Genomic DNA, 25,855 nt, shown 5'->3' on the forward strand with positions numbered 1-25,855 from the left:
CGGAGACCCCATGACCCTTGAGTACGCCACCCGCTACCGCAGGACCTCCCGCATCCCCGCCGAGCCGGGCACGCCGTACGTCGTCGAGAAGGGCGAGGGCGACCGCGCCCACCTCTTCGGCGACCTGATCACCGTCTACGCGGGCGGCGAGCAGACCGAAAACCTCTTCAACTTCTTCACCGTCGAGGGGCCCAAGGGCGATCTCATCCCCGCCCACGTCCACCAGGACACCTACGAGGTCTTCTACGTCACCCAGGGCGCCGTCCGCCTGTTCGTCGAGGACACCCGGGGCGAGCAGCTGGAGCGGGTCCTCACACCGGGCGACTTCGGGTTCGTGCCGAAGAACTGCCCGCACGCCTACCGCATGGAGCGGCACCACAGCCAGGTCGTCGGCGTCGCGGCGGGCCCCGGCGGCACCTTCGAGCGGTTCTTCGAGAGTATGGGGGCGCCCACCGAGCGCCACGGTGTGCCGCCCGAGCCGGTCGTTCCCGCGCCGCACGCGTTCGCCACCGTGCCCGAGCGGTACGACGTGCGCTTCCTGCCCGACCACCAGTGGAGGACGACGTGACACCCGTCGACCCCGCCTTGCTGAAGGCGATCCCGGCACCGCACCCGGACGTCGCCCCGCTGCCGCCCGCCGCGGTCCTCGACGACGGCGTGCGGATGCTGCGCGGCGTGCCCTACGCGGCGCCCGAGCGGGTGCGCCCGCTGGAACTCGACCTGTGGCTGCCCGCGCCGGGCCCGGGCGAGGAGCCCGCCCCCGTGGTGCTGTACGCGCACGGGGGAGCCTGGATGCGGGGGCGGCGCGACGACCTGGGGATGCGGACACGCGACTGGCGCCCCGGGCCGTTCGCCCGGATCGCGGCGGCCGGATGCGCGGTCGCCTGCGTCGACTACCGGCTCAGCGGCGAGGCCCCCTTCCCCGCCCCGCTCGCGGACCTGCGCGCGGCGCTGCGGTGGCTGTCGCTGCGCGCGGCCGAGCTGGGGATCGACACGGACCGAACGGTGGTCTGGGGCGAGTCGGCGGGCGGTCACCTCGCCTCCCTGCTGGCCCTGACCCGCGCCGAGCCGCAACAGGCGGACGCCGGGTCGCGGTTGACGCGGCCCGTGCCGCAGCCGGCGGGCGCCGTCGTCTGGTACGGGCCCAGCGACCTCACCACCCCGCGAGGCGGCTTCTCACCGGGGAGCCCCGACACCCCCGAGGGCCGCCTGCTGGGTGGTGCCCCCGCCGACCTGCCCGAACTCGCCCAGCAGGCGTCCCCGTTGCGGCAGGTGCACGCGCAGGCGCCGCCGTTCCTCCTGGCGCACGGCGCGGCCGACACGATGGTGGACCCCTCGCACAGCGAGGACCTGGCAGCCGCGCTCCGCCAGGCGGGCGGCTCCGCCCGCCTCCACCTCGTCCCCGGCGCCGACCACGGCTGGTTCGGCGCCGAGGAGAGCGAGGTGGAGAACGTGTTCGCCGCCTCGCTGCGTTTCGCCTGCGACGCGGTGTGCTGAAACCACCCCGGCCGCGTCCCGGCGCACCGGTCTCCCGGTGCGCCCAGCGGCCGTCACAGCAGTCCTGCCTCCTCCAGACACGCGCGCACCCGGGCGGTCTCGGCGGGAGCGTGCGGCCGCGTCGGTGCGCTGACGACGGGCGTGTCGATCAGCCCGAGGAGCGCGAGCGCGGTCTTGCGGCCGCCCAGCCCCCCGGTCGTGCCGGAGGCCGTCCCCGGCTCGACGGCGTCGACGAGCGCGAACAGGGCGGCGATCCGGTCCTGTTCGGCCCGCGCGGCCGCCCAGTCACCGCGCCGCGCCGCCTCGTAGTGCCGCACGGAGCCGTGCGGGTCCACGTCGCCGAGAGCCCGCGCTGCTCGCACACCCCGGACAAGGGCGGCTCGTCGTCGGTAGTGACAACAGGGGTTTCGGCCTGCCCCTGAAGTGACCCGGGGTGCGGAAAGCCCCCGCGGTGCCGGAGCACCGCGGGGGCTTTCCGCCGCAGGACGGCCGGGAGGGCCTCAGAAGCGACGCGTGATCAGCGCGCGCTTGACCTCCTGGATGGCCTTGGTGACCTCGATGCCGCGCGGGCAGGCGTCGGTGCAGTTGAAGGTGGTGCGGCAGCGCCAGACCCCGTCCTTGTCGTTGAGGATCTCCAGCCGCTGCTCACCGGCCTCGTCGCGGGAGTCGAAGATGAAGCGGTGGGCGTTGACGATGGCCGCGGGGCCGAAGTACTGGCCGTCGTTCCAAAAGACCGGGCAGGACGACGTGCACGCCGCGCACAGGATGCACTTGGTGGTGTCGTCGAACCGCTCGCGGTCCTCGGCGGACTGGTAGCGCTCCCGGGTCGGCTCGTTGCCGCTGGTGATCAGGAACGGCATGACGTCGCGGTACGCCTGGAAGAACGGGTCCATGTCGACCACCAGGTCCTTGAGGACCGTGAGGCCCTTTATGGCCTCGACGGTGATCGGCTTGTCCGGGCCGATGTCCTTGATCAGGGTCTTGCAGGCGAGCCGGTTGCGCCCGTTGATCCGCATGGCGTCCGAACCGCAGATGCCGTGCGCGCAGGAGCGGCGGAACGTCAGCGTCCCGTCGATCTCCCACTTGATCTTGTGCAGCGCGTCCAGGACGCGCTCCTTCGGATCGATCTCCAGCGTGAAGTCCTGCCACTGCGGCTCGTCGGAGACCTCCGGGTTGAACCGGCGGATCCGCAGCGTCACGGTGATCAGGTGCGAGGCGCTGTTCTCGGCCGAGTCGACAGGCCCGGCGGAGTCGTTCTTCTCTAGTGTCGCTGTGCCCATCAGTACTTACGCTCCATCGGCTGGTAGCGGGTCTGCACGACCGGCTTGTAGTCCAGCCGGATCGACTCGGTGCCGTCGTCGCCCACCTCGCGGTACGCCATGGTGTGCCGCATGAAGTTGACGTCGTCGCGGTTGGGGAAGTCCTCGCGGTAGTGACCGCCGCGCGACTCCTTGCGGGCGAGCGCGGAGACCGCCGTGACCTCGGCCAGGTCCAGCAGGTTGCCCAGCTCGATGGCCTCCAGCAGGTCGGTGTTGAACCGCTTGCCCTTGTCCTGGACGCTGATGTCGCGGAAGCGCTTGCGCAGGGAGCCGATCTCCTCGACGGCCTCCTTCAGCGTCTGCTCCGTACGGAAGACCATGACGTTCTTGTCCATGGTCTCCTGAAGCGCCCTGCGGATCTCGACCACGCGCTCGCTGCCGGTGGCGTCGCGCAGGTTCTCGATCTCGTCGAGCACGAACTTCGCCGGCTCCTCGGGCAGCGCGACGTGGTGCGCGGTCGCGCTGTACTCGGCGGCGGCGATACCCGCCCTGCGGCCGAAGACGTTGATGTCCAGCAGCGAGTTGGTGCCCAGCCGGTTGGCGCCGTGCACGGACACGCAGGCCACCTCGCCGGCCGCGTACAGGCCGGGGATCGGGGTGGTGTTGTCCGAGAGCACCTCGCCCTGCACGTTGGTGGGGATACCGCCCATCGCGTAGTGCGCCGTCGGCTGGATCGGCACCGGGTCGGTGTACGGCTCGATGCCCAGGTACGTGCGCGCGAACTCGGTGATGTCGGGCAGCTTGGCGTCCAGCTGCTCCGGCGGCAGGTGGGTGAGGTCCAGGTAGACGTGGTCCTTGTCGGCGCCGCAGCCCCGTCCCTCGCGGATCTCGGTGTAGATCGCGCGGGAGACGACGTCACGCGAGGCGAGGTCCTTCATGACGGGCGCGTACTTCTCCATGAAGCGCTCGCCGTCCTTGTTGCGCAGGATGCCGCCCTCACCGCGGGCGCCCTCCGTCAGCAGAATGCCCATCTTCCAGATGCCGGTCGGGTGGAACTGGAAGAACTCCATGTCCTCCAGCGGCAGCCCGCGCCGGAACGCGGCGGCCTGCCCGTCGCCGGTCAGGGTGTGCGCGTTGGAGGTCACCTTGAAGAACTTGCCGTTGCCGCCGGAGGCGAAGACGACGGCCTTGGCCTGGAAGACGTGCACGTCGCCCGTGGCCAGCTCGTAGGCGACCACGCCCGCCGTCTTCGTGACGCCCTCGTCCTCGTTCAGCAGCAGGTCCAGGACGTAGAACTCGTTGTAGAACTCCACGCCCTCCTTGACGCAGTTCTGGTACAGCGTCTGGAGGATCATGTGGCCCGTACGGTCGGCGGCGTAGCAGGAGCGGCGCACCGGGGCCTCGCCGTGGTTGCGGGAGTGCCCGCCGAACCGCCGCTGGTCGATGGTGCCGTTCGGCGTGCGGTTGAAGGGCAGGCCCATCTTCTCCAGGTCGAGGACGGAGTCGATGGCCTCCTTCGCCAGGATCTCGGCGGCGTCCTGGTCGACCAGGTAGTCACCGCCCTTGATCGTGTCGAAGGTGTGCCACTCCCAGTTGTCCTCCTCGACGTTGGCGAGGGCAGCGGCCATGCCGCCCTGGGCCGCGCCGGTGTGGGAGCGGGTCGGGTACAGCTTCGTCAGCACGGCGGTGCGGCTGCGCTTGGTGGACTCGATGGCCGCACGCATGCCCGCGCCGCCCGCGCCGACGATGACGGTGTCGTACTTGTGGATCTTTACGTTGTTCACGGTGCTCATCGGGAAAACCTCAGCCTTCAGCCCCGGTACGTCAGCGGATGTTCGGGTCGAAGGTGAAGATCACCAGCGTGCCCAGCAGGACGGTGAAGACGGTCGCCACGTACAGCAGCATCTTCAGCCAGAAGCGGGTGTTGTCGCGCTCGGCGTAGTCGTTGATCACCGTGCGCAGCCCGTTGGCGCCGTGCAGCATGGCCAGCCAGAGCATCGCCAGGTCCCACACCTGCCAGAACGGCGAGGCCCAGCGGCCCGCCACGAAGGCGAACCCGATCTTGGACACGCCGCCGTCCAGCACCAGCTGGATCAGCAGGTGGCCCAGGACGAGCACCACCAAAACGATGCCCGACAGGCGCATGAACAGCCACGTCTGCATCTCGAAGTTGCCGCGCGAGGCCTTCGGCGTCTTCGCCGTCCGCTTGCGCGGCGGCTCGATGACGGGCGCGGGGTGGTCCACGTCGAACAGGGCCACGTCGTCGGTGGGCTCGGTGGCCGCACCGTTCGCGGTCTCGGTCGTCTCGGTCGTCGACATCACGCATCAGCTCCCGAACAGCGTGCGCAGCGTGTGCTGCAGCACCGGGTAGAAGGCACCTGCCATGAGGACGATCCACACGCCCATCACGGTCCACAGCATCTGCTTTTGGTACCTCGCGCCCTTCGACCAGAAATCCACCGCGATGACCCGCAGGCCGTTCAGCGCGTGGAAGAGGATGGCGGCCACCAGGCCGTACTCCATCACATTGACGAGGGGTGTCTTGTAAATGGCGATCGTGTCGTCGTACGCCTCGGGCGAGACGCGGACGAGCGCGGTGTCGAGGACGTGCACGAACAGGAAGAAGAAGATGAGGACGCCGGTGACTCGGTGAGCCACCCAGGACCACATTCCTTCCCGGCCGCGGTACAGCGTTCCAGCCGGCACGGAAATACCCTCCGGGAGCGGACATTGGGGCCTGCCGGCTTTGGGAGGTCGGGCGGGCCCGGCCGGGTACGGTCCACCGGCCTCAGTCATCGTAGCGACGGGCTGTCGGCACCTTCGCCCAGGGGTGTGCAGGTGTGATCAATCAGGCACGGACGGCCTACCTGCGGTGTGAGCGGCGCCACTCCCGCACGGTGCTGCCGCCGGTCGCCAGCCGGCCCAGCCGGCCGCGGGCCAGCCGCCGCAGCTCCTCCGCTGTGACCGCCCACTCCTCGTCGGCGTCGTTGTCCAAACGTGTCCTGATACCCGCCAGGACGTGATCCAGCCGCTCTTCCACCGCGAACCCGTCCAGACAGAAGAGGAAGGCGTGCCCGAACTTCTCCTCGTACGCGCCGTGCGCCGCCCGCAGCGCGGTGTGCGCGGCGAGCACGCCCACCTGCGGCTCGCCTCCCAGCGGGTGGGCACCCGGCTCCCCGGCCAGCGCCTCGCGCAGATCGTCCCTCGTCAGGTCGTAGCTGGCCTCGTCGGCCGCGGCCAACAGGGCCTCCACGTCCGGATAGGGGCGGTGCTCGGCCAGCCGCCGCGCCCAGCGGCGGCTGGCGCAGCAGTCCAGGAGCAGGGACTCGGCGGGGCCGGCGGCCGCCAGGTTGAGCCGGTCCAGCGGGGTGTGGCGCCGCGCCCTCTCCGGTGTCCTGCGCTGCGTTTGGTCCTGCGAATGCTGCGGTTGTCCGTGCGTCGTCTGTCCGTGCGTCCTGCACTGCGTCTGTGTCTGCGAGGGCGTGGGATGGGTCATGCGCTCCGTGCGGTCCGAAGGGTGCGGTCCGAAGGGTCCCGAGGTCGGCGGTCCGGTTCCGTACGGTAGCCGTGCGGGGGAACCCCCGGCCGTCTCGCCTGTGTTTTTCACCCGGAAGGGAACGCGTGGGAACGCATACCTGACGGGGGAGCACCGGAAAGGGGAAATACCGTATTCGTATGGGACGAAACTGGCGAAACAAGTCCGGCCGGTCAGCCGCCGGAACGTCCGGCACCGGGTCCGGCATCCCCGGCAAGGCGGCCCGCACCCTGCGCACCGCGCTGGCGGCGGCGCTCGCCGTCGGCCTGCTCGGCCTGACCGGCTGCGGAGGAGGCGAGGACAACGGCGACGGCGGTGAGAGCTCGCCCTCCGCCTCGCACGCGGACGGCGGATCCCAGCCGCCGCCCCCCAAGGGCCCGGACCGGGTGGGCGCCGCGCCCTCCGTCGTACCCTCCGTGCGCGACTGGAAGGCCGTGCGCGGGCCCGGGTGGGAACGTACCAAGTACACCCGCGTCGTCACCGACAGCGGCTCACTCAAGGACGAGGCGAAGCTGCTCGCGGACGAACTGAAGGTGGACGTCGCCTCAGGGCCCGCCCGAACGGGCGACATCGCACTCGAGCGCGACAAGAAGACCAAGGGCGGACGCGAGGGGTACGAGCTCACCAGCCGCGACGGCAAGGTCACCATCACCTCGGCCGGTGACGCCGGCGTCTTCTACGGCACCCGCACCCTGATGCAGACCTACCGGGCCCAGCACCGCTTCGCCGAGGGCACCGTCCGCGACGTGCCCGACCGCCCGCAGCGCGGCTTCTCCCTCGACATCGCGCGCAAGAACTTCAGCGCGGACTGGATCAAGGGCCGCATCCGCGAGATGGGCGACCTGAAGCTCAACCAGCTCCAGCTGCACCTCTCCGACGACCAGGCCTTCCGCATCGAGAGCGACACGCACCCCGAGATCGTTTCCGACCCCCATCTGACCAAGGACCAGGTCCGCGACATCGTCGCGCTCGCCGAGTCCCGCCACATCACCGTCGTCCCCGAGATCGACTCGCCCGGCCACCTCGGCGCCGTCATCGACGCCCACCCCGACCTCCAGCTGCGCGGCGCCGCCGGCCAGACCCCGCGCGGCGCCATCGACATCGGCAACCCGAAGGCGGCCAGGATCGTCGACGATCTGCTCGGGGAGTTCGCCGACCTCTTCCCCGGCACGTACGCACACGCGGGCGGCGACGAGTACCAGGCGCTGATGGCACAAAACCCGGAGGAGACCTACCCCGGGCTCGCCAAGGAGGCCAAGGACGAGTTCGGCAAGAACGCCAAGATCCAGGACCTGGCCACCGACTGGCTCAACGACCGCGCCGCCACCCTGCGCAAGCACCACAAGGTGCCGCAGGTCTGGAACGACGGCATGCACCGCGGCGGCGTCGTCAAACCCTCCAAGCCCCGCCAGGTCGCCTACTGGACCGGCCGGGAGGACGGCGAGCGGGAACCCGAGGAGTACCTGAAGGAAGGCTGGCAGGTGGTCAACATGAACGACGAGTACCTCTACTACGTCATCGGGCAGCCCAACAACTTCACCTACCCCACGGGCGAGCGCATCTACGAGAGCTGGACCCCCGCCGTGGTGCGGGGCACCGAACCCGTGCCCGACAAGTACGCCGGAGCGGACGACATCGTCGGCGGCCGGTTCGCCGTGTGGGGCGACCTCGCCGACGCGCAGACCACCGCACAGGTCGCCGACGGCATCCGGATGCCGCTCGCCGCCACGGCGCAGAAACTGTGGGACCCGCAGAAGCCCGAGCGGTCCTGGAGCCAGTTCGTGAAGCTCGTGAACCGGGTGGACTGAGCGGGCCGGGACCCGGCCAGGCCGGGTCCCGGGCGAGCCGGACAGGACGGGACCGGTCCTGGCCGAGATGCAGGGAGCCGTACCGAGGGACCGGTCCTGGGCCGGCCCGTACCGAGCCGGTCGCCGGGTCCGCGCTCCGCGCGGGGCACGGGTGGCGGGGCGGCGAACAGCGAAGGCGACCGGGGTCGCCACCCCCCACAGGAGAGACCCCGGCCGCCGTCGGACACGGGCTCACTACGCCAGCGGCTCGCCCGTACTCCCCTCAGCGTCACGGCCCCGCAATGTGTTACGCCGTCATGTCGGGGCCGTGGCACAGGGCTCCGAACTCGACACGCTGACGCCGGGCGACCGTCTCCTCACACACCGCGCACCCCCCGCCCCGCCCCTCCCTCCGGCATGGACGAGCGTGCACACTTGGCCTTAGCGTGCTCCTCGCGCCGCGCCGGGACGACCGACCCCGGCAGCCCGGACGCGGACCACCGCAGGCGGCGGTACGTGGCCCCGGGCTTCGGCGCAGAGCACTGAGACCTTCGCGGAGTGGGGCGAGACACGAGCGTGCAGGGGGACGACGCGGAGCTGACCGCTGCGGTACGCGCGGCGCAGGAAGGGGACGAGACCGCCTTCCGCACCGTCTACCGAGCCGTGCACCCGCGCCTTCTCGGCTACGTCCGCACCCTCGTACCCGACGCGGACGCCGAGGACGTCGCCTCCGAGGCGTGGCTCCAGATAGCCCGCGACCTTCCGCGGTTCGCGGGAGACGCCGACCGGTTCCGCGGCTGGGCCGCCCGCATCGCCCGCAACCGGGCACTCGACCACCTGCGGATGCGCGGCCGCAGGCCCGCCGTCGGCGGCGACGAGAGCGAACTGGCCGGACTGCCGGCCGGCGCCGACACCGCGGCCGAGGCCCTGGAGGCCCTGGGCACCAGCAGCACCATGGCGCTCATATCCCAACTCCCGCGCGACCAGGCGGAGGCCGTGGTGCTGCGCGTGGTGGTCGGGCTGGACGCCAAGAGCACCGCACAGGTGCTCGGCAAACGCTCCGGCGCGGTGCGCACCGCAGCGCACCGCGGGCTGCGCAGACTCGCCGAACTGCTCGAAGACCACGCGCGCGGCGTGCCCGAGAGCACCACGGAGGGTACCGGCGGCGATGCCGACGCCCTCGGCGGCGGCTCCGTACAAGGGCCCGTCGGCGGCTCCGGCGGGCGCGGCCCGGGGCCCAGGCCAGGCGGCGGAGCCGCGAAGGGCAGGGCCCGTGGCATGGCCCGCGGTGTGACGCATAAAGCCACACGAACGCTGAGGGAAACGTGATGGCGGAGGACCGGTACAGCTGGCTGGACGAAGAGACCGCGGAGCGTTTGCTGCGAGGTCTGCCGGTCGACCCTCCGGACGGCGGGGAAAGCGACGAGGGTTCCGCTTCGCGGCCCCGGGCCGATGCCGCGCGGGCCGCGGACACCGCGGGACACTCCGGCCCGCCCTCCGCTTCCCGGTCCCGTTCCCGTCGCTCTTCCGGCCCCGGTCCCGGCCTGGGATCCCGCTCCGGCGGCGACGGGCCCGACGCGCCCGGGCGGGGCTCCGCCGGCCGTTACGGCGTGCCGTCGAAGGAGTGGTTCGCGGAGGCCGACCGGCGCACGGCCGCCCGGCTGGCCGCCGCGCTGGAGGACCTGGCCGCCGCCCACACCGTCCCCCGGGCGCCCGCGCCCGACGCGGCGTCCGACGCGGCACCCGGTGCCGCCCCCGTCGAGCTGCCCGGCGAGTCCGCCGCCCTGGAGGCGTTCCGCACCGCCCGCCTCGGCGGCGCGCACGCGGGCCCGGCCGCACCCGCGGCGGCCCGCGCCGGGAGCGGCGCCGACCTGGGGCTGACCTCGGGCGCCACCGGGGAGAGACCCGGCGGGGCCGGCACCGGTACCGGACGGGAACGCGGCCGCGGCCGCACCCGGTACCTGCTCACGGGCAGACCCCTGCGCGCCGGATTCGCCGTCGCCGTCGCCGGGTGCGCGCTCGGCGGCGTCGCGGTCGCGGCCGGCACGGGCGTGCTGCCGACACCGTTCACCGGTGGCGGCGCGCCCGCGGCCACCGTCTCCCCGGCCGCCACCCCCACGGGGGAGGGCCCCGAGGCGAGCCCGGGCGGCGACGAGGACGCGGAAGGCCGCGACACCGCGGGCGACGAACGCCGCACCCCCCGGGAGAGCGTCAGCGGCGGCCCGTCGCACGACGACGGCGGCGGCCACCAGGACGACAAGCATCCCGGCGACCCCCGCGACCTGGCCAACTCGGGCGGCGGAGGCGAGCGGGACAAGGACGACGGCGGCCGCAAGGACAAGAAGCCCGGCAAGAAACCCGGCAAGGGGCCGGGCGACTCCGACGACCGCAAGGAAGCGATCGCCGTGGCCCTGTGCAAGGCGTACACGGCCAACAAGCTCGAAGCGGACGACCGCAAGAAGCTGGAGCGTGCGGCGGGCGGCCGCGCCGTGGTGCGCAAGTTCTGCTCCCAGTACGGCAACTCGGGCGGTAGCACGCCCGGTGGCGGTCAGGGTGGCACCCCGGGCGGCCCGGGTGACGGGGACGACGGCTCGGACGGGTCTGACGGCTCCGGCGGGTCCGACGGCTCGACGGGGGGCGGCAGCCACCCCTCGGTACCGGGTGACGACACCGGCGGCGTCGGCGACACGGGCGGCAGCGACACCCCCTCCGCCCCCGCCGACCCGGGCGAGGGCTCGGCCGGGGGCGCCAACAGCGGCGTGACAGGCGCCACATCCGGCCCCTGACCAACCGGTGTGACACTTTCTCGCGGCCCGGCGCTGAAGAGAGTGAGCCGACTGGTCATCGGCGGCGCGGAAAGCCCGAGGTTCCCCCCGTACCTCCGGGTTCGCGCGATGGCGCGGGCGGGACACGTTCCCCCGGTCCCGCCCGCGCCCCTCGGCTTTTGGGCTTCGCCCGTGTTCCGGCCGGGGGTCCGGGGGTTGTCCCCCGGGTGGGTGCTGTCCCCGGTCCCGCCCGCGCCCCTCGGCTTTTGGCTTCGCCCGTGTTCCGGCCGGGGGTTCGGGGGTTGTCCCCCGGGTGGGTGCTGTCCCCGGTCCCGCCCGCGCCCCTCGGCTCTTGGCTACCTTGCCCATCGGCTCTTGTGTTCGCGCCCCTCACGTCACTTGTAGACGATCACCTTGTCTCCCGGGCGGATTTGGCTGAAGACCTTGGCGATCGCCTTCTTGTCGCGGACGTTGACGCATCCGTGGGAGGCCCCGGCGTAGCCGCGGGCGGCGAAGTCGGAGGAGTAGTGAACGGCCTGGCCGCGGCTGAAGAACATCGCGTAGGGCATGGGCGTGTGGTAGATGGTCGAGACGTGGTGGCGGCTCTTGAAGTCGACCTTGAACCGGCCTTCGCGGGTCGGCGTGTAGTCGGAGCCGAAGCGCACGTCCATCGCCGTACGCACCTTGCCGTCGACCATCCACGCGGCGGTCCGGCTGCTCTTGCTGATGCACAGCGCCCGCCCCGTCGTGCAGCGCGGGTCGGGCGCGGCCGGCGGGCGGGAGGTTGAGGGGTGGAGTTCGGTGCGGGTGGGCTGGTGGGTGCGGGCCCGCAGCGCGGTGAGCACCGGGTCGGTGACCTCTCCCGTGCGGGGCATGCCGCGCTGCTTCTGGAAGGCGGTGACCGAGCCGGCGGTCACGGAGCCGTAGTAGCCGGTCGGGTTGCGGTCGAAGAGGCCCAGCTGGCGCAGTCTGGCCTGGAGTTCGCGGACGTTCTCGCCGCGGGAGCCCGGTGCCATCCGTACGGCGCTCTGCGCCGCGGGCCGGGCGGGGGGTGCGGGCTTCGGTGCGCGGGTGGCCGGCGCGGGCGCGGTCTTCGCCGCGGGTTGCGACGAGGGCTTCGACGGCGCCCCGGCGGGCGCCTGTTGCGGCGCCTTGGAGACGCGGATCAGCGGTTCCTGCGCGCCGGTGCCTTTCGTCTGGCAGCCGGCGACGGCCCCCGCTGCCAGCATGACGGCGGCGGCCGCGGTGAGGCGGCGGTACGCCGGTGCTCCCCTCCGGTGCATCCCCAACCCCCCGGGCGGTTCGACGGATGTACGGGACCATCACTGCCCAGTACGCCGTCCTCGTGAACCTGTGGAGGCCCTCGGGTGTGCCCGGGGTCTCACCGCCCGGCCGGTTACTGGCGGGTTTCGAACTGGGCGCCGATCGGGGACAGTAGCCGCGAGGACGAACGACGAGCAGCGTGCGAGGTGTCCATGGCGACCGGTACCGGGGCGGGGCCCGCCGAGCAGCCGCGGGCGGGCGGTGACGACTCAGGTCTCGTGCGGCAGCCGGGCCTGGCGGCGGCCGTGACCGCGCTGGCGGCCGGCGAGGTGAGCGCGCGGGAGCTGACCGAGCGGGCGCTGCGCGGCATCGAGGCGACGCAGCCCACGCTGAACGCGTTCCGCAGGGTGCGCGCCGAGGCGGCACTGGCCGAGGCGGACGCGGCCGACGCGGCACTGGCCCGGGGCGAGCGGCGGCCCCTGCTCGGGGTGCCGCTCGCCGTCAAGGACGACACCGACGTGTGCGGAGAGCCCACCGCGTTCGGCTGTCGCGGCGACTTCCCCCGCAAGACCGCCGACGCCGAGGTCGTCCGCAGGCTGCGGGGGGCCGGAGCGGTCGTCGTCGGCAAGACCAACAGCCCCGAGCTGGGGCAGTGGCCGTTCACCGAGGGGCCCGCCTTCGGCGACACCCGCAACCCGTGGAACCGCGACCACACCCCGGGCGGCTCCTCCGGTGGCGCGGCGGCCGCGGTAGCGGCCGGCCTGGTGCCCGCGGCGCTGGGCTCGGACGGTGCGGGGTCCGTCCGTATCCCGGCGGCGTGGACGCACCTGGTCGGCGTCAAACCCCAGCGGGGCCGCATCTCGACCTGGCCGGATCCGGAGTCGTTCAACGGCATCACCGTCTTCGGGCCGCTGGCCCGCACCGTCGAGGACGCGGCGCTGCTGCTCGACGCCGCGAGCGGCAACCACCCGGGCGACCTGCACCGGCCGCCGCCGGTCGAGGCGAGGGCCGCCGTCACCCGCGATCCGGGGCGGCTGCGGATCGCCCTGTCCACCCGGTGGGCCTTCACGGCCACCCCCAAGCGGCTGGACCCGCGCGTGGAGGCGGCCGTGCGCGCGCTCGCCGAGCGGCTGGCCGCCCTCGGGCACGAGGTCGAGGAGGCGGACCCCTCCTACGGGCCGATCGGGCTGACGTTCGTGCCCCGGGCGACGGCGGGCGTCCGCGCATGGGCCGGGCGCGCCCCCGACGCCGCACTGCTCGATCCGCGTACCAGGGGCGCCGCCCGCACCGGACGGCTGCTGGGCGGCCCCGTCCTGCGTGCCGCGCGCGCCGCCGAAGGGCCGTTGCGCCGCCACGTGGGCCGTATCTTCCACCGCTACGACGTGGTGCTGGCCCCGACGACGGCCACCCCGCCGCCGCGTGTCGGCGATCTGGCGCGGCTGAGCGGCTGGCAGACCGACCGCCGCATGATCGCGCACTGCCCCTACGCGTGGCCGTGGAACGTGCTGGGCTGGCCGGGCGTCAACGTGCCCGCCGCCGTCACCGGCGGCCTGCGGCTGCCGCTGGGCGCCCAGCTTCTCGGGCCCGGGGACAGCGAACCTCTGCTGCTCTCCCTCGCCGCCCAGCTGGAGGCCGACCAGAGGTGGTACGAGCGGTGGCCGCCGACGGTGTGACTTCGTCGCTGTGAGGGCCGGCGGGACCGCACGCCCGTCAGGCGGACAGTGCCGCGAGGTAGGAGGTGACCTCCTGCGCGTCCTCGGTGATCAGCGCGAGGTAGCCGTCCGGACGGATCAGGTGGAGCGCACCCGAGGTGTAGGGCGGCGTGGCGGGGATCGGATGCGTGCGCACGTACGGCGGCAGGTCGGCCGGGGGAGTGACGTCGCCGACCGCCAGGAGGGTGAGGTGCGGGCCGCGTAGCAGGTCGAAGACGCGCAGCGGGCTGCCGTCGGCCGTGGTGGCGGCGGTGACGGGGGCGTCCGGGGCGCGGTCGCCGGGTGCCGGCGCGCCCGTGTGGGGCGCGCCCTCGTTCGGCGCGGTCGGGCGGGCTGTGGCGGAGTGGGGCGCGGCCGCGTGGCGGGTCAGCGGGCTGTCGGGGTAGGCGAGGCCGAGTTGGTGGGTCTCGGTGCCGCGCTTGACCGCACGGTGGTGGAGCCGGGTCGAAAGCCCGAGGACTTCGGCGGCCAGCGGGGCGCGTTCGGCCTCGTAGGTGTCCAGCAGCGCCTCGTCGGCGTGCCCGTGCAGCACCAGGCCGAGTTTCCAGCCGAGGTTGTAGGCGTCCTGCACGCTGGTGTTGAGGCCCTGGCCGCCCGCGGGGGAGTGGATGTGGGCCGCGTCGCCGGCCAGGAAGACCCGCCCCGAGCGGAAGCGGTCGGCGAGGGCGGCGTTGACCCGGAACTCGGAGGCGTGCACGACCTCCTTCAGCTGTTCCGGCGCCAGGTCGGTGCGGGCTGCGAGCAGTTCGCGCAGGAACGCTTCCCTCGTGCCGCCCCGGGCGTCGTCCAAGGTGGCGTGCTGGGCGACGAACTGGAAGGTGTCGCTCCCCGGCATCGGGCACAGGGCGAGGGCGGCGTCTGCGTCGTCGCGCCAGACGTGCCAGTACCGCTGGTCGAGCCCGGCGAGCAGCACGTCCGCGACCACGCTCGGCTCGGCGTCCACCGTCTCGCCCGTCATGCCGATGCCCAGCGTGGCCCGCACCGTGCCGCGGGCGCCGTCGCAGCCGACGGCGTACGCGGCACGCACGGTGTGTTCGGTGCCTTCGGTGTTTCCGGTGCGTCCGGTGGACAGATGGGCGGTGACGCCGTCCGCGTCCTGTTCCAGACCGGTGAGCGCGGTGCCGAACTCCACCTCGCCGCCCAGCGCCCGCAGCCGTTCGAGCAGCAGTTCCTGGGTGCGCCACTGGGGCAGCATCCACACCTCGGCGTAGGGGGCGTCGGGGCGGGGTTCGGCGCGCTCGATCATGTCCCATTCGACGGGAGGCTCCCCGGCGCGGTGCACCAGCATCCGGGGGTAGGGGCCGCCCGCCGCCCGTACGGCGTCCGCGAGGCCGAGGTCGTCGAAGACCTCCATGGTGCGGGGCTGTATCCCCTTGCCGCGGGTGCCGGGGAAAAGGCCGTCCCCGCGCTCGACGACGGTCGTCGCGATGCCGCGGCGGCGCAGGTCGCAGGCGAGGGTGAGGCCGGTCGGGCCCGCGCCGACGACGAGGACGCCGACCGCTTCCTTAACGTTGTTAAGTGGAGTCATGGCGGAAGCCTGCGCTTAACGCCGTTAAGATGTCAAGCGTGTCCGAGAGGGAAGACCAGGGAAGCCGCCGCCCGGCACGGAAACGGGCGAGCCCGCCGCGGCTGGACCGCACGCAGGTCGCCGAGACCGGGCTGCGGCTGCTCAACGAGACCGGGCTGGAAGGGCTCAGCCTGCGCCGGATCGCCAAGGAACTGAACGTCCAGGCCCCCGCGCTCTACTGGCACTTCGACAGCAAGCAGGCTCTGCTGGACGAGATGGCCACCCTGATGACGCGCGAGCTGCGCCACGCCGAGTACCAGGTGCCGCAGGACGCCGGCTGGGACGAGTGGTTCGCCGAGAGCCTGCGCGTCCTGCGCCGGGCGCTGCTGCGCTACCGCGACGGCGCCAAGGTCTTCAGCGGCACCCGCATGACCACCACCGAACACGGCGAGGGCCAGGAGCTCTACCTGCGCATGATGACGCAGGCGGGCTTCCCCGTGAACGCCGCGGCCCGCGCCTTCTTCACCGCCTTCAGCTACACGATCGGCTTCGTCATCGAGGAGCAGGCCGTCCAGCCCCTCCCCGGCGAACGCACCGAGGGCTACGACCCCGCGGAGCGCGCCGCACGCATGGCGGCCTTCCCCCTGGCGGCGCAGATCAGCGCCGACCTGTTCACCGACTACGACGCCCGCTTCGAAGAGGGCTTGCGGGCGGTGATCGAAGGTCTGCGGGCGACGGTGCTGCGGGCACCGTCGAGCTGAGCGCCAAAGAGGCGGAAGGTCAGCCCAGCGTGGCGCGTTTGAGCGCACGTGCGCGGCGGGCCACGCGGCGGACAGCCGGACTGCGCGGTACGAACGCGAACTGGCGCGGCACCGCGCCCGGCAGGGCCAGCGACGTCAGCCTGCGGCGCTTGAAGTAGCGGCGGGTGGCGGGGGACAGGTGGTCCGCCAGGTAGCGCTCGGCCTCCTCGCGCAGGTGGGGGTAGGTCCTCGGCTGCATGCAGAAGCCGACCGCCCCGACCAGCCCCGCCAGAGCCTCGCCCCGCGCGGGCCCGAACCCGGCACCAAAGGTCGCGTCCAGATCCGGCAGCAGGGCGTCCACCAGCGTGACCGGCACCCGGTTGCTGTTCTCGTACGGCGTGACCCGCTCCAGCAGCAGCTCGGTTCCCGTACGGGCCACGGGCAGCCCGTAGAAGGCCGAGGCGGTCAGCAGCGCCGTGGAGAAACAGCCCACCACCAGCGCCGGGCGCATCCGCGCGTACAGGGCCTCGGCCAGCACCGGCGAGGAGAGCACCGTGAGACCGACCCCCAGCTCGCCTGCCTCCTTCTCCAGGGCGCGGGAGTAGCGCGCCGGAGCCACCGGATGCGGCTTGAAGACGAGGTCCCCGTGGCCCCGCTGCGCCGCTCCGCGCAGCATGCGCAGGTGCAGCTCCTCCTCCTCGTCCGGGGTCAGGATGTCCAGCGCCGACAGGTACTGGCCCAGCAGCAGGGCCCCGCCCTCGGGCGCCCGCGCCACCGAGGGCGGCACCTCGGCCGACAGTTCGGCCAGCACGGTGCGGAAGGCGTCCGTGGGCACCACCTCGGCCGGTACGCCGAACTCGGTCAGCAGCAGCGGCGCGAGACCCGGCACCAGATCCAGGTGCAACAGGCGGCGCACCCGCCCGCCGACCAGCGGGTCCAGCTTGTTGCGGGTGGGGCCGTAGCTCATCAGCCCGTCCGCGTACACGTCGATGGGGGCGTCGGCGAACAGCCTGGCCACCGCGAGCGCGGGCTCGACCTGGAGCGATTCGAGGACGAGCTGGACCTCGTCCTCGGGCCCGTCGCCCAGGTTCCACAGCATCCGCAGGTGCCGCTCCCACAGCGGGGCGTCGTCCGAGCGGGGGGACCAGCCGCCGGGATGGAACGGGCGGATCGTCTCGTTCCAGGAGAGCACCCTCTCGAAGCGGCCGCGCAGCCTCTCGAAGCCCGGCATGGCGTCGAGCGCCGGCGTGGTCTCCGGGTTGCCCGCGTTGTTGCTGACCAGCAGCAGCCGCTGGTCCGCCGCCTCGAAGCAGCCCGCGTCCAGCGCGGCGGCCAGGGTGGCGGCGCCGTAGAGAGTGGAGGCGAAGAAGATCTGGGTGCGCATCAGGCCGCCGCCTCCGTCCGCGTGCCGTTCGGGTCCGTGTCGTTCGGGTTCGTGCCGTTCGGGTCCGTGTCGCTCGGGTGCGTGCCGCCCGGGTGCGTGCCGCCCGGGTGCGGGCCGTCCTGGTGCGGGCCGTCCTGGCCGCCGCCTCCGGGGCGCCGGCGCAGGCGCCGCAGCCGGGAGGCGCGCTCGGCGTCCATCGAGTCCAGCGCCTGGCCGAGCACGTCGGGAGGCAACCGCTTGAGGGCCGCCGCGCTCATCGCCCGCAGCCTGCGCGCGACATGCGGCTCGAACCTGCCGCTGGTGAGGTGGTGCGAGATGATCGCGCAGTAGGTGCGGACCGCCTTGGGCAACAGCACCTCCGCGTCGCGGTCCCGCGCCGTCTCCTCGATCACCTGGTCGAAAGCGCGGATGAAGTCCAGCTGCCGCACGTCGCCGATCTGCGTCAGCGACGAGGCCACCCCGCGCCGGTAGAAGACCCCCAGCAGACCGACCGCGGCGAACGAGCGGGCCTGACGGTGCAGCCGCCAGATCCACGGCCGGTCCTCGGCGGTGCGCAGCCCGTCGGTGAAGTGCAGCAGCCCCTGATCCAGCAGCCGGCGGTGGTAGATGCCCGCCCAGGCGTAGGCGTAGTCCACCGACGTGCTGCGCCCGGCCGGCAGTATCGCCTCCCGCGGATCACCCACCACGCCGCGCCGCCCGTGCGGAACCCGTGCCAGCGTGCGGGCCCGCGCCGTGCACTGCACATGGTCGGTGCGCACGAAGTCGCAGCCCAGGCGCTCGATACAGGCCACCAGGCGCGGATAGTGGCCTGGGGCCAGCCAGTCGTCCCCGTCCAGGAAGGTGACGAACTCGCCGCTCGCCTCAGCGAGCCCCGTGTTCCGCGCGGTCGCCAGCCCGCCGTTGCGCGCGTGCCGCACCCGGATCACCCGCGCGGCACCGTCGAGATCCTTTTCGGCGCGCTGGAGAATCTCCGGCGTCTCATCCTGGGAAGCGTCGTCGACGAGAATGAACTCGAAATCCCGACGCGCGTTCGCACCGAGACTCCGAAGTGTTTCTGCGGCGTACGACTGCACGTTGTAGAACGGCACGATGACGGAGAGCTTTACCACCCGACGGACGGTAGGCGCTGCGCCGCCCGCCGTCTTGACCTGCGGCGGGACGGGGGGTGAACGCCGCGTGGCGGGATGGTGAACGGGACCGCGGTCCGGGCGGGTTGGCCGTTCGTCGACGCGCTGTTAACCGTCTGTTGCCTCCGCGTTGGGCCGCCTTGCGGAATCCCTTCCTAACGTCGGCGACGTGCCCTCACCACAAACTCCGACTTCCGCGAACACGCCGGGACCGCGTGCGTTTCCCGGGCAGCGCCCGCACCCGGAACCGCGCGATTTCCCCGTCCCCGGGCCGCGTCGGGTCGCGGTGCTCGCGGACTCCGACACCCGGTGGAAATGGGGCGCGTCGACCGCCCGCAGGCTGGCCCCCGGCGCCGCCATCGACGGGCTGCTGCTGCGCGGCCGGGCCACACCCACCCCGCGCCAGCTCGCCGAGGTCGGCGTCACCGTCGACGTGCTGCGCGAGGTCACCACCCGGGAGTTCCTGCGGGCCGCCGCCGCGCCCGGCGGCTACGACGTGATCGTCCTCGCGTGCGTCGGCGGCGCGGTACAGGCCATGCTCCACGGGCTGCGCCGGGCGACCGCCGGCACCGAAGAAGGCACGCCCACGCACCGCCCCGTCGTCGTCACCGGTTACGTCGGCGTCGTCTACGAGAAGCTCACCGACGGGCTCCTGCTGCGGCACGGCGCCGACCTCGTCCTCGCCAACTCGGCCCACGACACCGACCGCTTCCGCGACGTGTACGAGGGCGTGGGCGCGCCCTCGGACGGGGTGCTCGAGTGCACTCTGCCGTTCCTGACGGACGCGCGACCGGGCCCCGTCACCCCCGTCACGACCGTCACCCCCCAAGCCGGTGACGGCCACGACACCCCCGCCCCCCGAGGCGGCCACGGATCCCTCACCCCCCGAAGTGGCGCCGGCCACGACACCTTCACCGTCGTCTTCGCCGTCCAGCCCTCCGTCCCCGCCTCCCGTGAGGACCGCGGCTACCTGCTGCGCCGCGCCGTCGCCCACGCGCTGCGGAACCCCGAGCGCGAGGTACTGATCAAGCTGCGCAGCAAACCCGGCGAACACACCACCCACATCGAGGAACTGCCCTACCAGAAGCTCGTCCGCAAGCTGCCCGGCGGCGATGGCGCCGACGGCGGACTGCCACCCAACTGCCGCCTCGTCTACGGCAACATGGGCGAACTGCTGGACCGGGTGCGGCGCACCGGCGGCCTGCTGGTGACCGTCAGCTCCACCGCGGCGCTCGAATCCCTGCACCGCCACGTGCCCACCGCCGTCCTCACCGACCTCGGCGTGCGCGAAGGCCTGGGCAACCACTACTTCACCGGCTCCGGCTGCCTCGCCTCCTGGGACGAACTCGACGACGGCCTGCTGCCCGAGGCCGACCCCCAGTGGGCGCTGCGCCAGGGGGTACGCGGCGGCGACGGGTACGCGGCCGCGCGCGAGCGGGTCGCCGCGCTGGCCTCCCGCTCCGCCCGCACCGGGCTGCCGCCGCTGGCCCCGTACTACACGGCACGCACCGCCCCCGGCTACCTGCCCGGCATCCTGCGGCGCTACGGACTCGGCCCCGACGGAACCCCCGTCGGCCCGACGGCGGGCCCGGACGCCGCCGACGACGACGGTCCCGGTGCCGTCGGCGCCGCCGGACGCGGGCTGCTGCGGCGCGTGGTGCGCGAGGCGGCACGCGGCGCCTACCGGCACGGGGTGCAACGCGTCGCACCGCTCATCCGGAAGGCGGGGGAGCTGTGACCGCCCGCCCCGCATCCCCCGCAGCCGCCCCGCGGCCGTCGAAGACCTCCCAGCCCCACTCAGGAGTCAGCATGTCCCCCACCCCCGCGGTCCTCGCGGTGATACCGGCCCGCGGCGGGTCCAAGGGCGTGGCCGCCAAGAACCTGGCACCCGTCGCCGGCGTGCCCCTCGTGGCCCGCGCCGCCCGCGAATGCCTGGCCGCGCGGAACGTCACCGACGTCGTCGTCTCCACCGACGACCCCGCCATCGCCGAGGCCGCACGCTCGGCGGGGGCCGAGGTCGTCGAACGGCCCTCCGCCCTCGCCGGCGACCTGGCCAGCAGCGAGGCCGCCGTCCTGCACGCCATGGACCAGTGGGAGAAACGGCACCGTACACCGCTGCACACCGTGCTCCTCGTCCAGTGCACCAGCCCGTTCCTGGTACGGGAGGACGTCGAAGGCGTCGCGGCCGCCGTCCTCGACGACGGAGCCGACAGCGCCCTGACCGTGGCCCCCTTCCACGGCTTCGTCTGGCGCGCCGGCGCGCCGGCAGCCGGTGGCGAAGCGGTGCCACTCGGCGGCGTACCGACGGACACCGGTGGTCCACCGCCGCAGCCCGGTGGTGCGCCGGCGGCGCCCAGCGGCCACACGGGCAGCGCGTACGGCGTCAACCACGACCGCGCCGTACGGGCACGCCGCCAGGACCGGCCCGAGGACCTGCTGGAAACCGGCGCCGCCTACGCCATGGACGCCATGGGCTTCAGGGAAGCCGGCCACCGGTTCTTCGGGCGGACCGCCGTCGTCCGCACCGACCCGGCGCGCGTCCTGGAGATCGACGACCCCCACGACCTCGACCGCGCCCGCGCACTCGCACCCCTGCTCGACGCCGACCGGCAGGGCCCCGGCGCGCTGCCCACCCGCGAGGACATCGACGCGGTCGTCCTCGACTTCGACGGCACCCAGACCGACGACCGGGTGTACGTCGACTCCGAGGGGCGGGAGACCGTCGCCGTCCACCGCGGCGACGGCCTCGGCATCGCGGCCCTGCGCCGCGCGGGCCTCGACGTGCTGATCCTCTCCACGGAGACCAACCCGGTCGTCGCCGCCCGCGCCGCCAAGCTCCGGCTGCCGGTGCTCCACGGCATCGACCGCAAGGACCTCGCACTCAAACGGTGGTGCGAGGAGCGCGGAATCGCCCCCGAGCGCGTCCTGTACGCCGGCAACGACGCCAACGACCTGGGGTGCTTCGCACTCGCGGGCTGGCCCGTCGCCGTCGCCGACGCCCACGACGCCGTACGGGCCGCAGCCCGCGCCGTCACCACCCGGCGCGGGGGAGCGGGGGCGGTAAGGGAGATCGCGGGGTGGCTGGTGGGGGCGGGGCTGGGAGGGGACACGGATCGCCGCGCTCGTGGGGCCCACCCACAAAAGGACCCCCGCCCGAACCCGGCGCCCACCCCCGCCGCCTCCTGACCTGCAAAAACCCTACCCCGCCCGCACCGTCACACCCCCTCGATCCACCCCACGACCCTTCAGTACCCATCCCAGAAACAAACCCCCGGAAATGGTGAACATGAACAGCACCGGCCTCAGCGCCAGCCCCCGTACCCGCGCTCTCGGGACCAAGACCGTCGGCCCCGGCCACCCCGTCTACGTCACCGGGGAGATCGGCATCAACCACAACGGGGATCTCGACAACGCGTTCGCTCTGATCGACGCCGCCGCCGAGGCGGGCTGCGACGCGGTGAAGTTCCAGAAGCGCACTCCGGAGATCTGCACGCCGCGCGACCAGTGGGACCTGGAGCGGGACACCCCGTGGGGCCGGATGACCTATATCGACTACCGGCACCGGGTGGAGTTCGGCGAGGAGGACTACCGGGCCATCGGCGAGCACTGTGCCGCGCGCGGCATCGACTGGTTCGCGTCTCCGTGGGACGAGGAGGCCGTCGCGTTCTTGGAGAAGTTCGACGTGCCCGCGCACAAGGTGGCTTCCGCTTCCCTCACCGACGACGATCTGCTGCGCGCTCTGCGTGCCACGGGCCGCACTGTCGTCCTCTCCACCGGTATGTCGACGCCGAAGCAGATCCGGCACGCGGTGGAGGTGCTGGGCAGTGAGAACATCGTGCTCTGCCACGCCACTTCCACGTATCCGGCGAAGGCGGAGGAGCTCAACCTGAGGATGATCCACACCCTCCACGAGGAGTTCCCCAACGTTCCGATCGGCTACAGCGGTCACGAGACGGGTCTTCAGACGACGCTGGCGGCTGTCGCTCTGGGCGCCGTGTTCGTGGAGCGGCACATCACCCTCGACCGCGCCATGTGGGGTTCGGATCAGGCGGCTTCCGTCGAGCCGCAGGGCCTCACTCGTCTCGTGCGGGACATCCGCACCATCGAGGAGTCCCTCGGTGACGGTGTGAAGAGGGTCTACGACAGCGAACTGGCTCCCATGCGCAAGCTGCGCCGCGTCAAGGGAGCGGTCGCCGAGGCGGCTGAGGCGGCCGGGACGACGGGCCCCCGCGGGGAGACCCGCGAACCCGTCACGGTCTGACGGCGGCGGCCTTCGACGCCCCCGACGCGGAAACGGAGCGTGTGCGCGATGTCCCGTAACCGCTCCGGCCACGGAGCATCCGCCAACCTGTCCGCGACCGACCCCGGGGGCGGAGCCACCCCCGGGCCCAGGGACGGGGCTCTCGCGATCGTCGAGAGCCCCGTCCAGCTCCTCAACGTTCTCGAATGGGCGCACAACCACCCCGCGCCCGGCACCTCGGCCCCTCTCACCCTCGTCGTTCTGCCGCCGACCGACCCGATGACCCGCGGTCAGCTGCGCCGCATGGCCGAGCTGGCCCGCGACGAGGGGATCGTCGTGCGCTGGCAGGAGGCCAGGGGCGGTGTCGCCGGTGCCCTCTCCAGCCTGTTCGCCCTCTCGCGGCGGCTGCGCAGAGCCCGCACTCTGGTCATCGGGGATCCGTTCTCCCGCTACGTCCAGCTGCTGCTGGCCTTGACGCCGGCGCGTGCGGCGCACCGCGTCACGGTCGTGGACGACGGTACGGCCACCATGGAGTTCGTCGCCCAACTGGCGCGCGGTGAGCGTTTTGTGCGCTGGCACCGGCGCGGCACCGGGGGCGGGGCACGTGCTTGGCTGTTCGCGCCGGTCTCCCGCCGCGCCCGCCGCCGCCTCACGCCGCGTGCGGACGGCTCACGGCCTGTGGAGGTGTTCAGCTCCATGCCGGTGGAGGCGCCCGGCGGTGTGACCGTCACCGCCAACGAGTTCGCCTGGACCCGCGCCCGCTTCGGCCCGCCCCGGTTGACCAGGGGCGCCGATCTGGTGGGCACGTCCCTGGTGGAGACCGGCGTCGTGGACACCGACCGCTATCTGGAGGCTGTCGCCTCGCTGGCCCGCACCTACGGGGCCACCCGTTACTTCGCGCACCGCCGCGAGAGCAGCGAGAAGCTCCAGCAGGTCAGTGCCGCCACCGGGCTGGAGATCGTCCGCCCGGACCTTCCTCTCGAGCTGGTCGCCCGGCGTGGCCCGGTCGGCCGTACGGTCCTCAGTTTCCCCTCCACCGTCGTCCACACGCTTCCGCTCGCTCTCGCCGGCACCGCCGTGACCGTGGCCGTCTGCGACGTAGACCCCGCCTGGCTCACCCGCACTGCCTCGCCCCGCGCCCACAGCTTCCTGACGGGCGTCACGGGTACGGCCGCGCGGGCGAGGAGACTCCCGGCCGCGCCCCCGGCCACGCCGGAACCGAGCGCTTAGGGCTGCCTGCGAAAGGAGACGCAGGAGGCGCGATGTCTGGGCGCGCGCACGCCCCAAAACCTAGCCCGCCTCGTTCGCTGCGGCTGCGGCTGCGGCTGCGGCTGCGGCTGCGGCAGCGTGCGGAGGGCGCGGGGCTCGGAGGCGCATCGTCGGCTGCGACGTGGCGCCTGCCCTGACGTCTGCCTCCGGTGCGCGGGGGCGCGTCGGCGACGGGGCGGGGGCGAAGGTCAGCAGCAGCACGGCGACGAGCGCCTGGAGGCCGAGCGTCAGGGCGAGCGTCTCGGGGATCTGGACGTCGAGGAGGACCATGGTGACGTTCATGGCGAGGTGGACCGCGATCGCCGCGACGACACCGCCCCGCTCGTAGGCGTACCCGATCAGCATCGCCATCGGGATGACGCCGGCGGCGAAGAGGATGCCGCTGGGGCTCCCCAGGCCCAACTCGTGCTGCACGGTGCCGTCGAGGAAGAAGAGCGGCAGGTGCCAGACGGACCAGACGAGGCCCAGTACGAGGGCGATCCGGTAGCGGCCGAGTGACGCCCGCATCCGCGGGTGGACGGTGCCGCGCCAGCCCGGTTCCTCCGCGAGGGGGCCGCCGATCAGCATCACGCCGACGAACGCGGCGAGTCCGCCGGCGTCGCGTATCGCGTCCTGGGCCTTCTCCAGGCTGAGCGTCGGGCCGCCGGCCTGCTGCGCGAGCAGGCTCGCCACGAAGACGGTCGCCGCGGCGAGCACCATCAGCAGCGGCGTCCACAGCAGTGTGCCGCGCTGGAAGCGCACCGCGTGTGCGGGGGCGGCCTCACCGCGTCGGCCGCGGCGGACGCGGAGCACGAGTGCGGCTGCGGACGGCCCGAAGGCGCCGATGAGGTGGACGCCTGCCGCGGCGGCCGAGTTCGCCGGCCCGCCGAGTGCGAAGGCCGTCGCCCAGGTCGCCCAGCTGACACCGAAGGCGAGGGCGAGGAAGAGGGTCAGGTCGCTCCGGTAGCTGTGGGGGCGGGCGGCGACAGACGAGGTGTCATGTGAGGTGGGCATGCCAGGAAGCTCTCTGTGGGGTTGCTCGGGGGCGGACTCCGAGACAGGAACCGCCTTGCTGTTCTCAACTTCGATAACGTTATCAGATGTGAGAGCATTGGGTCATGGCACACGCGAACCAGTTGATGCACCCGGTGCGCATGCGCATCCTGCAGACCCTGCTCGGCGTCGACGAGCTGACGACCGCGCAGCTGCGCGAGCGGCTGCCGGACGTCGCCCCCGCGACCATGTACCGGCACGTCGCCGCCCTCACTCAGGCAGGCGTCATCGAGGTGGTGGGGGAGCGGAAGGTACGGGGCACCGTCGAGCGCAGCTACCGCGTCCACCAGGAGGAGGCGCTCCTGGGTGCCGGGGCCCGCGCGGCCATGAGCAGGGAGGACCACCGGCGTGCCGTGACGGTCTTCACCGCGGCCGTGCTCGGCGACTTCGAGCGCTACCTCGACCACGAGGACGCCGACCCCGCCACGGAGAACCTCCTCTACCGGCAGGGCGCGGTGTGGCTCACCGACGAGGAGTTCACCGGACTCGTCGACGAGATCGAGACCGCGGTCGCCCGCCGCGCCCACGCCGTGCCGGGCGACGTACGCACCCGCCACCTCCTCAGCCTCTCCTTCGTCCCGGACAAGAACGCCACCGCGGGGACGACCGGGGGGCCCGAGGAGAACCGGGAGCCCGAGGAGAACCGGGAGCCCGAGCAGACCGGGAAGGCCGAGCAGAGCTGAGAGACCCGGCAGAGTCGAGAGACCCGGCAGAGCCGAGAGGGCAAGCGAACAGCTA

General features: G+C 73.0%; 23 protein-coding genes. 12 read left to right on the forward strand and 11 right to left on the reverse strand.

Features of this window, described 5'->3' with window-relative positions; translation table 11 throughout:
- The first annotated feature begins 10 nt into the window (after nucleotides 1–10).
- Nucleotides 11–568, forward strand: a complete 558-nt coding sequence (locus DQ392_RS11605) for a quercetin 2,3-dioxygenase (protein WP_114015468.1) — start codon at nucleotides 11–13, stop codon at nucleotides 566–568.
- The gene (locus tag DQ392_RS11610; RefSeq protein ID WP_114015585.1) at nucleotides 565–1,497 is read left to right on the forward strand and encodes an alpha/beta hydrolase; all 933 of its coding nucleotides are present in this window, start codon (nucleotides 565–567) and stop codon (nucleotides 1,495–1,497) included. The genes DQ392_RS11605 and DQ392_RS11610 overlap by 4 nt, the downstream gene beginning before the upstream one ends.
- A gap of 53 nt (nucleotides 1,498–1,550) precedes the next feature.
- On the opposite strand, the gene DQ392_RS11615 is transcribed toward DQ392_RS11610, so the two are convergent.
- The 6 genes from DQ392_RS11615 to DQ392_RS11640 all read right to left on the reverse strand — a co-directional run bounded on the left by DQ392_RS11615 (nucleotide 1,551) and on the right by DQ392_RS11640 (nucleotide 6,252).
- Nucleotides 1,551–1,859, reverse strand: coding sequence for a beta/alpha barrel domain-containing protein (locus DQ392_RS11615; RefSeq protein WP_114015469.1), 309 nt, complete (start codon nucleotides 1,857–1,859; stop codon nucleotides 1,551–1,553).
- Nucleotides 1,860–1,997: 138 nt separating this feature from the next.
- Complete coding sequence (locus DQ392_RS11620; protein WP_114015470.1) at nucleotides 1,998–2,777, reverse strand: succinate dehydrogenase iron-sulfur subunit; 780 nt, start codon at nucleotides 2,775–2,777, stop codon at nucleotides 1,998–2,000.
- Nucleotides 2,777–4,549, reverse strand: a complete 1,773-nt coding sequence (gene sdhA / locus DQ392_RS11625) for a succinate dehydrogenase flavoprotein subunit (RefSeq protein WP_114015471.1) — start codon at nucleotides 4,547–4,549, stop codon at nucleotides 2,777–2,779. Before sdhA ends, DQ392_RS11620 begins: the two co-directional genes overlap by 1 nt.
- Before the next feature lie 31 nt (nucleotides 4,550–4,580).
- Nucleotides 4,581–5,075, reverse strand: coding sequence for a succinate dehydrogenase hydrophobic membrane anchor subunit (locus DQ392_RS11630; RefSeq protein ID WP_114015472.1), 495 nt, complete (start codon nucleotides 5,073–5,075; stop codon nucleotides 4,581–4,583).
- 6 nt (nucleotides 5,076–5,081) lie between these two features.
- A complete protein-coding gene (sdhC, locus tag DQ392_RS11635) occupies nucleotides 5,082–5,462 on the reverse strand; it encodes a succinate dehydrogenase, cytochrome b556 subunit (RefSeq protein WP_114015473.1) in 381 nt (126 codons plus the stop codon).
- Between the two features lie 157 nt (nucleotides 5,463–5,619).
- Nucleotides 5,620–6,252 carry a 2-oxo-4-hydroxy-4-carboxy-5-ureidoimidazoline decarboxylase gene (locus DQ392_RS11640; protein ID WP_114015474.1) on the reverse strand — a complete coding sequence of 211 codons (633 nt, stop codon included), beginning with the start codon at nucleotides 6,250–6,252 and terminating at the stop codon, nucleotides 5,620–5,622.
- 179 nt (nucleotides 6,253–6,431) lie between these two features.
- Between DQ392_RS11640 and DQ392_RS11645 the strand changes: the two genes are divergently transcribed.
- From DQ392_RS11645 to DQ392_RS11655, 3 genes are all read left to right on the forward strand, one after another.
- A complete protein-coding gene (locus DQ392_RS11645) occupies nucleotides 6,432–8,099 on the forward strand; it encodes a family 20 glycosylhydrolase (RefSeq protein WP_114015475.1) in 1,668 nt (555 codons plus the stop codon).
- Nucleotides 8,100–8,654: 555 nt separating this feature from the next.
- Entirely contained in the window at nucleotides 8,655–9,407 is a 753-nt protein-coding gene (locus DQ392_RS11650) for an RNA polymerase sigma factor (protein ID WP_181856390.1), read from the forward strand.
- A gap of 281 nt (nucleotides 9,408–9,688) precedes the next feature.
- The gene (locus DQ392_RS11655) at nucleotides 9,689–10,864 is read left to right on the forward strand and encodes a hypothetical protein (protein ID WP_147266520.1); all 1,176 of its coding nucleotides are present in this window, start codon (nucleotides 9,689–9,691) and stop codon (nucleotides 10,862–10,864) included.
- Between the two features lie 374 nt (nucleotides 10,865–11,238).
- Here the strand turns inward: DQ392_RS11655 and DQ392_RS11660 are convergent, their stop codons facing one another.
- Entirely contained in the window at nucleotides 11,239–12,126 is an 888-nt protein-coding gene (locus tag DQ392_RS11660; protein WP_114015477.1) for a L,D-transpeptidase family protein, read from the reverse strand.
- A gap of 192 nt (nucleotides 12,127–12,318) precedes the next feature.
- Between DQ392_RS11660 and DQ392_RS11665 the strand changes: the two genes are divergently transcribed.
- The gene (locus DQ392_RS11665; RefSeq protein WP_114015586.1) at nucleotides 12,319–13,779 is read left to right on the forward strand and encodes an amidase; all 1,461 of its coding nucleotides are present in this window, start codon (nucleotides 12,319–12,321) and stop codon (nucleotides 13,777–13,779) included.
- Between the two features lie 37 nt (nucleotides 13,780–13,816).
- Here the strand turns inward: DQ392_RS11665 and DQ392_RS11670 are convergent, their stop codons facing one another.
- A complete protein-coding gene (locus DQ392_RS11670) occupies nucleotides 13,817–15,346 on the reverse strand; it encodes an FAD-dependent monooxygenase (protein WP_114015478.1) in 1,530 nt (509 codons plus the stop codon).
- Between the two features lie 29 nt (nucleotides 15,347–15,375).
- On the opposite strand from DQ392_RS11670, the gene DQ392_RS11675 reads away from it, so the two are divergent.
- Entirely contained in the window at nucleotides 15,376–16,086 is a 711-nt protein-coding gene (locus DQ392_RS11675; protein WP_114015479.1) for a TetR/AcrR family transcriptional regulator C-terminal domain-containing protein, read from the forward strand.
- A gap of 19 nt (nucleotides 16,087–16,105) precedes the next feature.
- On the opposite strand, the gene DQ392_RS11680 is transcribed toward DQ392_RS11675, so the two are convergent.
- Together DQ392_RS11680 and DQ392_RS11685 are read right to left on the reverse strand one after the other, a co-directional pair.
- Complete coding sequence (locus DQ392_RS11680) at nucleotides 16,106–17,449, reverse strand: polysialyltransferase family glycosyltransferase (RefSeq protein ID WP_114015480.1); 1,344 nt, start codon at nucleotides 17,447–17,449, stop codon at nucleotides 16,106–16,108.
- A complete protein-coding gene (locus DQ392_RS11685; RefSeq protein WP_114015481.1) occupies nucleotides 17,449–18,558 on the reverse strand; it encodes a glycosyltransferase family 2 protein in 1,110 nt (369 codons plus the stop codon). Before DQ392_RS11685 ends, DQ392_RS11680 begins: the two co-directional genes overlap by 1 nt.
- Before the next feature lie 304 nt (nucleotides 18,559–18,862).
- Here DQ392_RS11685 and DQ392_RS11690 point away from each other — a divergent pair, with 304 nt between their 5' ends.
- From DQ392_RS11690 to DQ392_RS11705, 4 genes are all read left to right on the forward strand, one after another.
- Complete coding sequence (locus tag DQ392_RS11690; RefSeq protein WP_114015482.1) at nucleotides 18,863–20,314, forward strand: DUF6716 putative glycosyltransferase; 1,452 nt, start codon at nucleotides 18,863–18,865, stop codon at nucleotides 20,312–20,314.
- 71 nt (nucleotides 20,315–20,385) lie between these two features.
- Nucleotides 20,386–21,762 (forward strand): acylneuraminate cytidylyltransferase, encoded by a 1,377-nt coding sequence (locus DQ392_RS11695; RefSeq protein ID WP_114015483.1) that lies wholly within the window; start codon nucleotides 20,386–20,388, stop codon nucleotides 21,760–21,762.
- Nucleotides 21,763–21,853: 91 nt separating this feature from the next.
- Complete coding sequence (locus DQ392_RS11700) at nucleotides 21,854–22,837, forward strand: N-acetylneuraminate synthase family protein (protein ID WP_425470513.1); 984 nt, start codon at nucleotides 21,854–21,856, stop codon at nucleotides 22,835–22,837.
- A gap of 48 nt (nucleotides 22,838–22,885) precedes the next feature.
- A complete protein-coding gene (locus DQ392_RS11705) occupies nucleotides 22,886–24,046 on the forward strand; it encodes a hypothetical protein (RefSeq protein ID WP_114015484.1) in 1,161 nt (386 codons plus the stop codon).
- 60 nt (nucleotides 24,047–24,106) lie between these two features.
- On the opposite strand, the gene DQ392_RS11710 is transcribed toward DQ392_RS11705, so the two are convergent.
- Nucleotides 24,107–25,078 (reverse strand): CPBP family intramembrane glutamic endopeptidase, encoded by a 972-nt coding sequence (locus DQ392_RS11710; RefSeq protein WP_114015485.1) that lies wholly within the window; start codon nucleotides 25,076–25,078, stop codon nucleotides 24,107–24,109.
- 104 nt (nucleotides 25,079–25,182) lie between these two features.
- Between DQ392_RS11710 and DQ392_RS11715 the strand changes: the two genes are divergently transcribed.
- Nucleotides 25,183–25,800: a helix-turn-helix domain-containing protein gene (locus DQ392_RS11715; protein ID WP_114015486.1), complete on the forward strand. Its 618-nt coding sequence runs from the start codon at nucleotides 25,183–25,185 to the stop codon at nucleotides 25,798–25,800.
- The last annotated feature ends 55 nt before the right edge of the window (nucleotides 25,801–25,855 follow it).

The sequence above is a fragment of the Streptomyces reniochalinae genome, from assembly GCF_003323735.1.
Classification (GTDB): domain Bacteria; phylum Actinomycetota; class Actinomycetes; order Streptomycetales; family Streptomycetaceae; genus Streptomyces; species Streptomyces reniochalinae.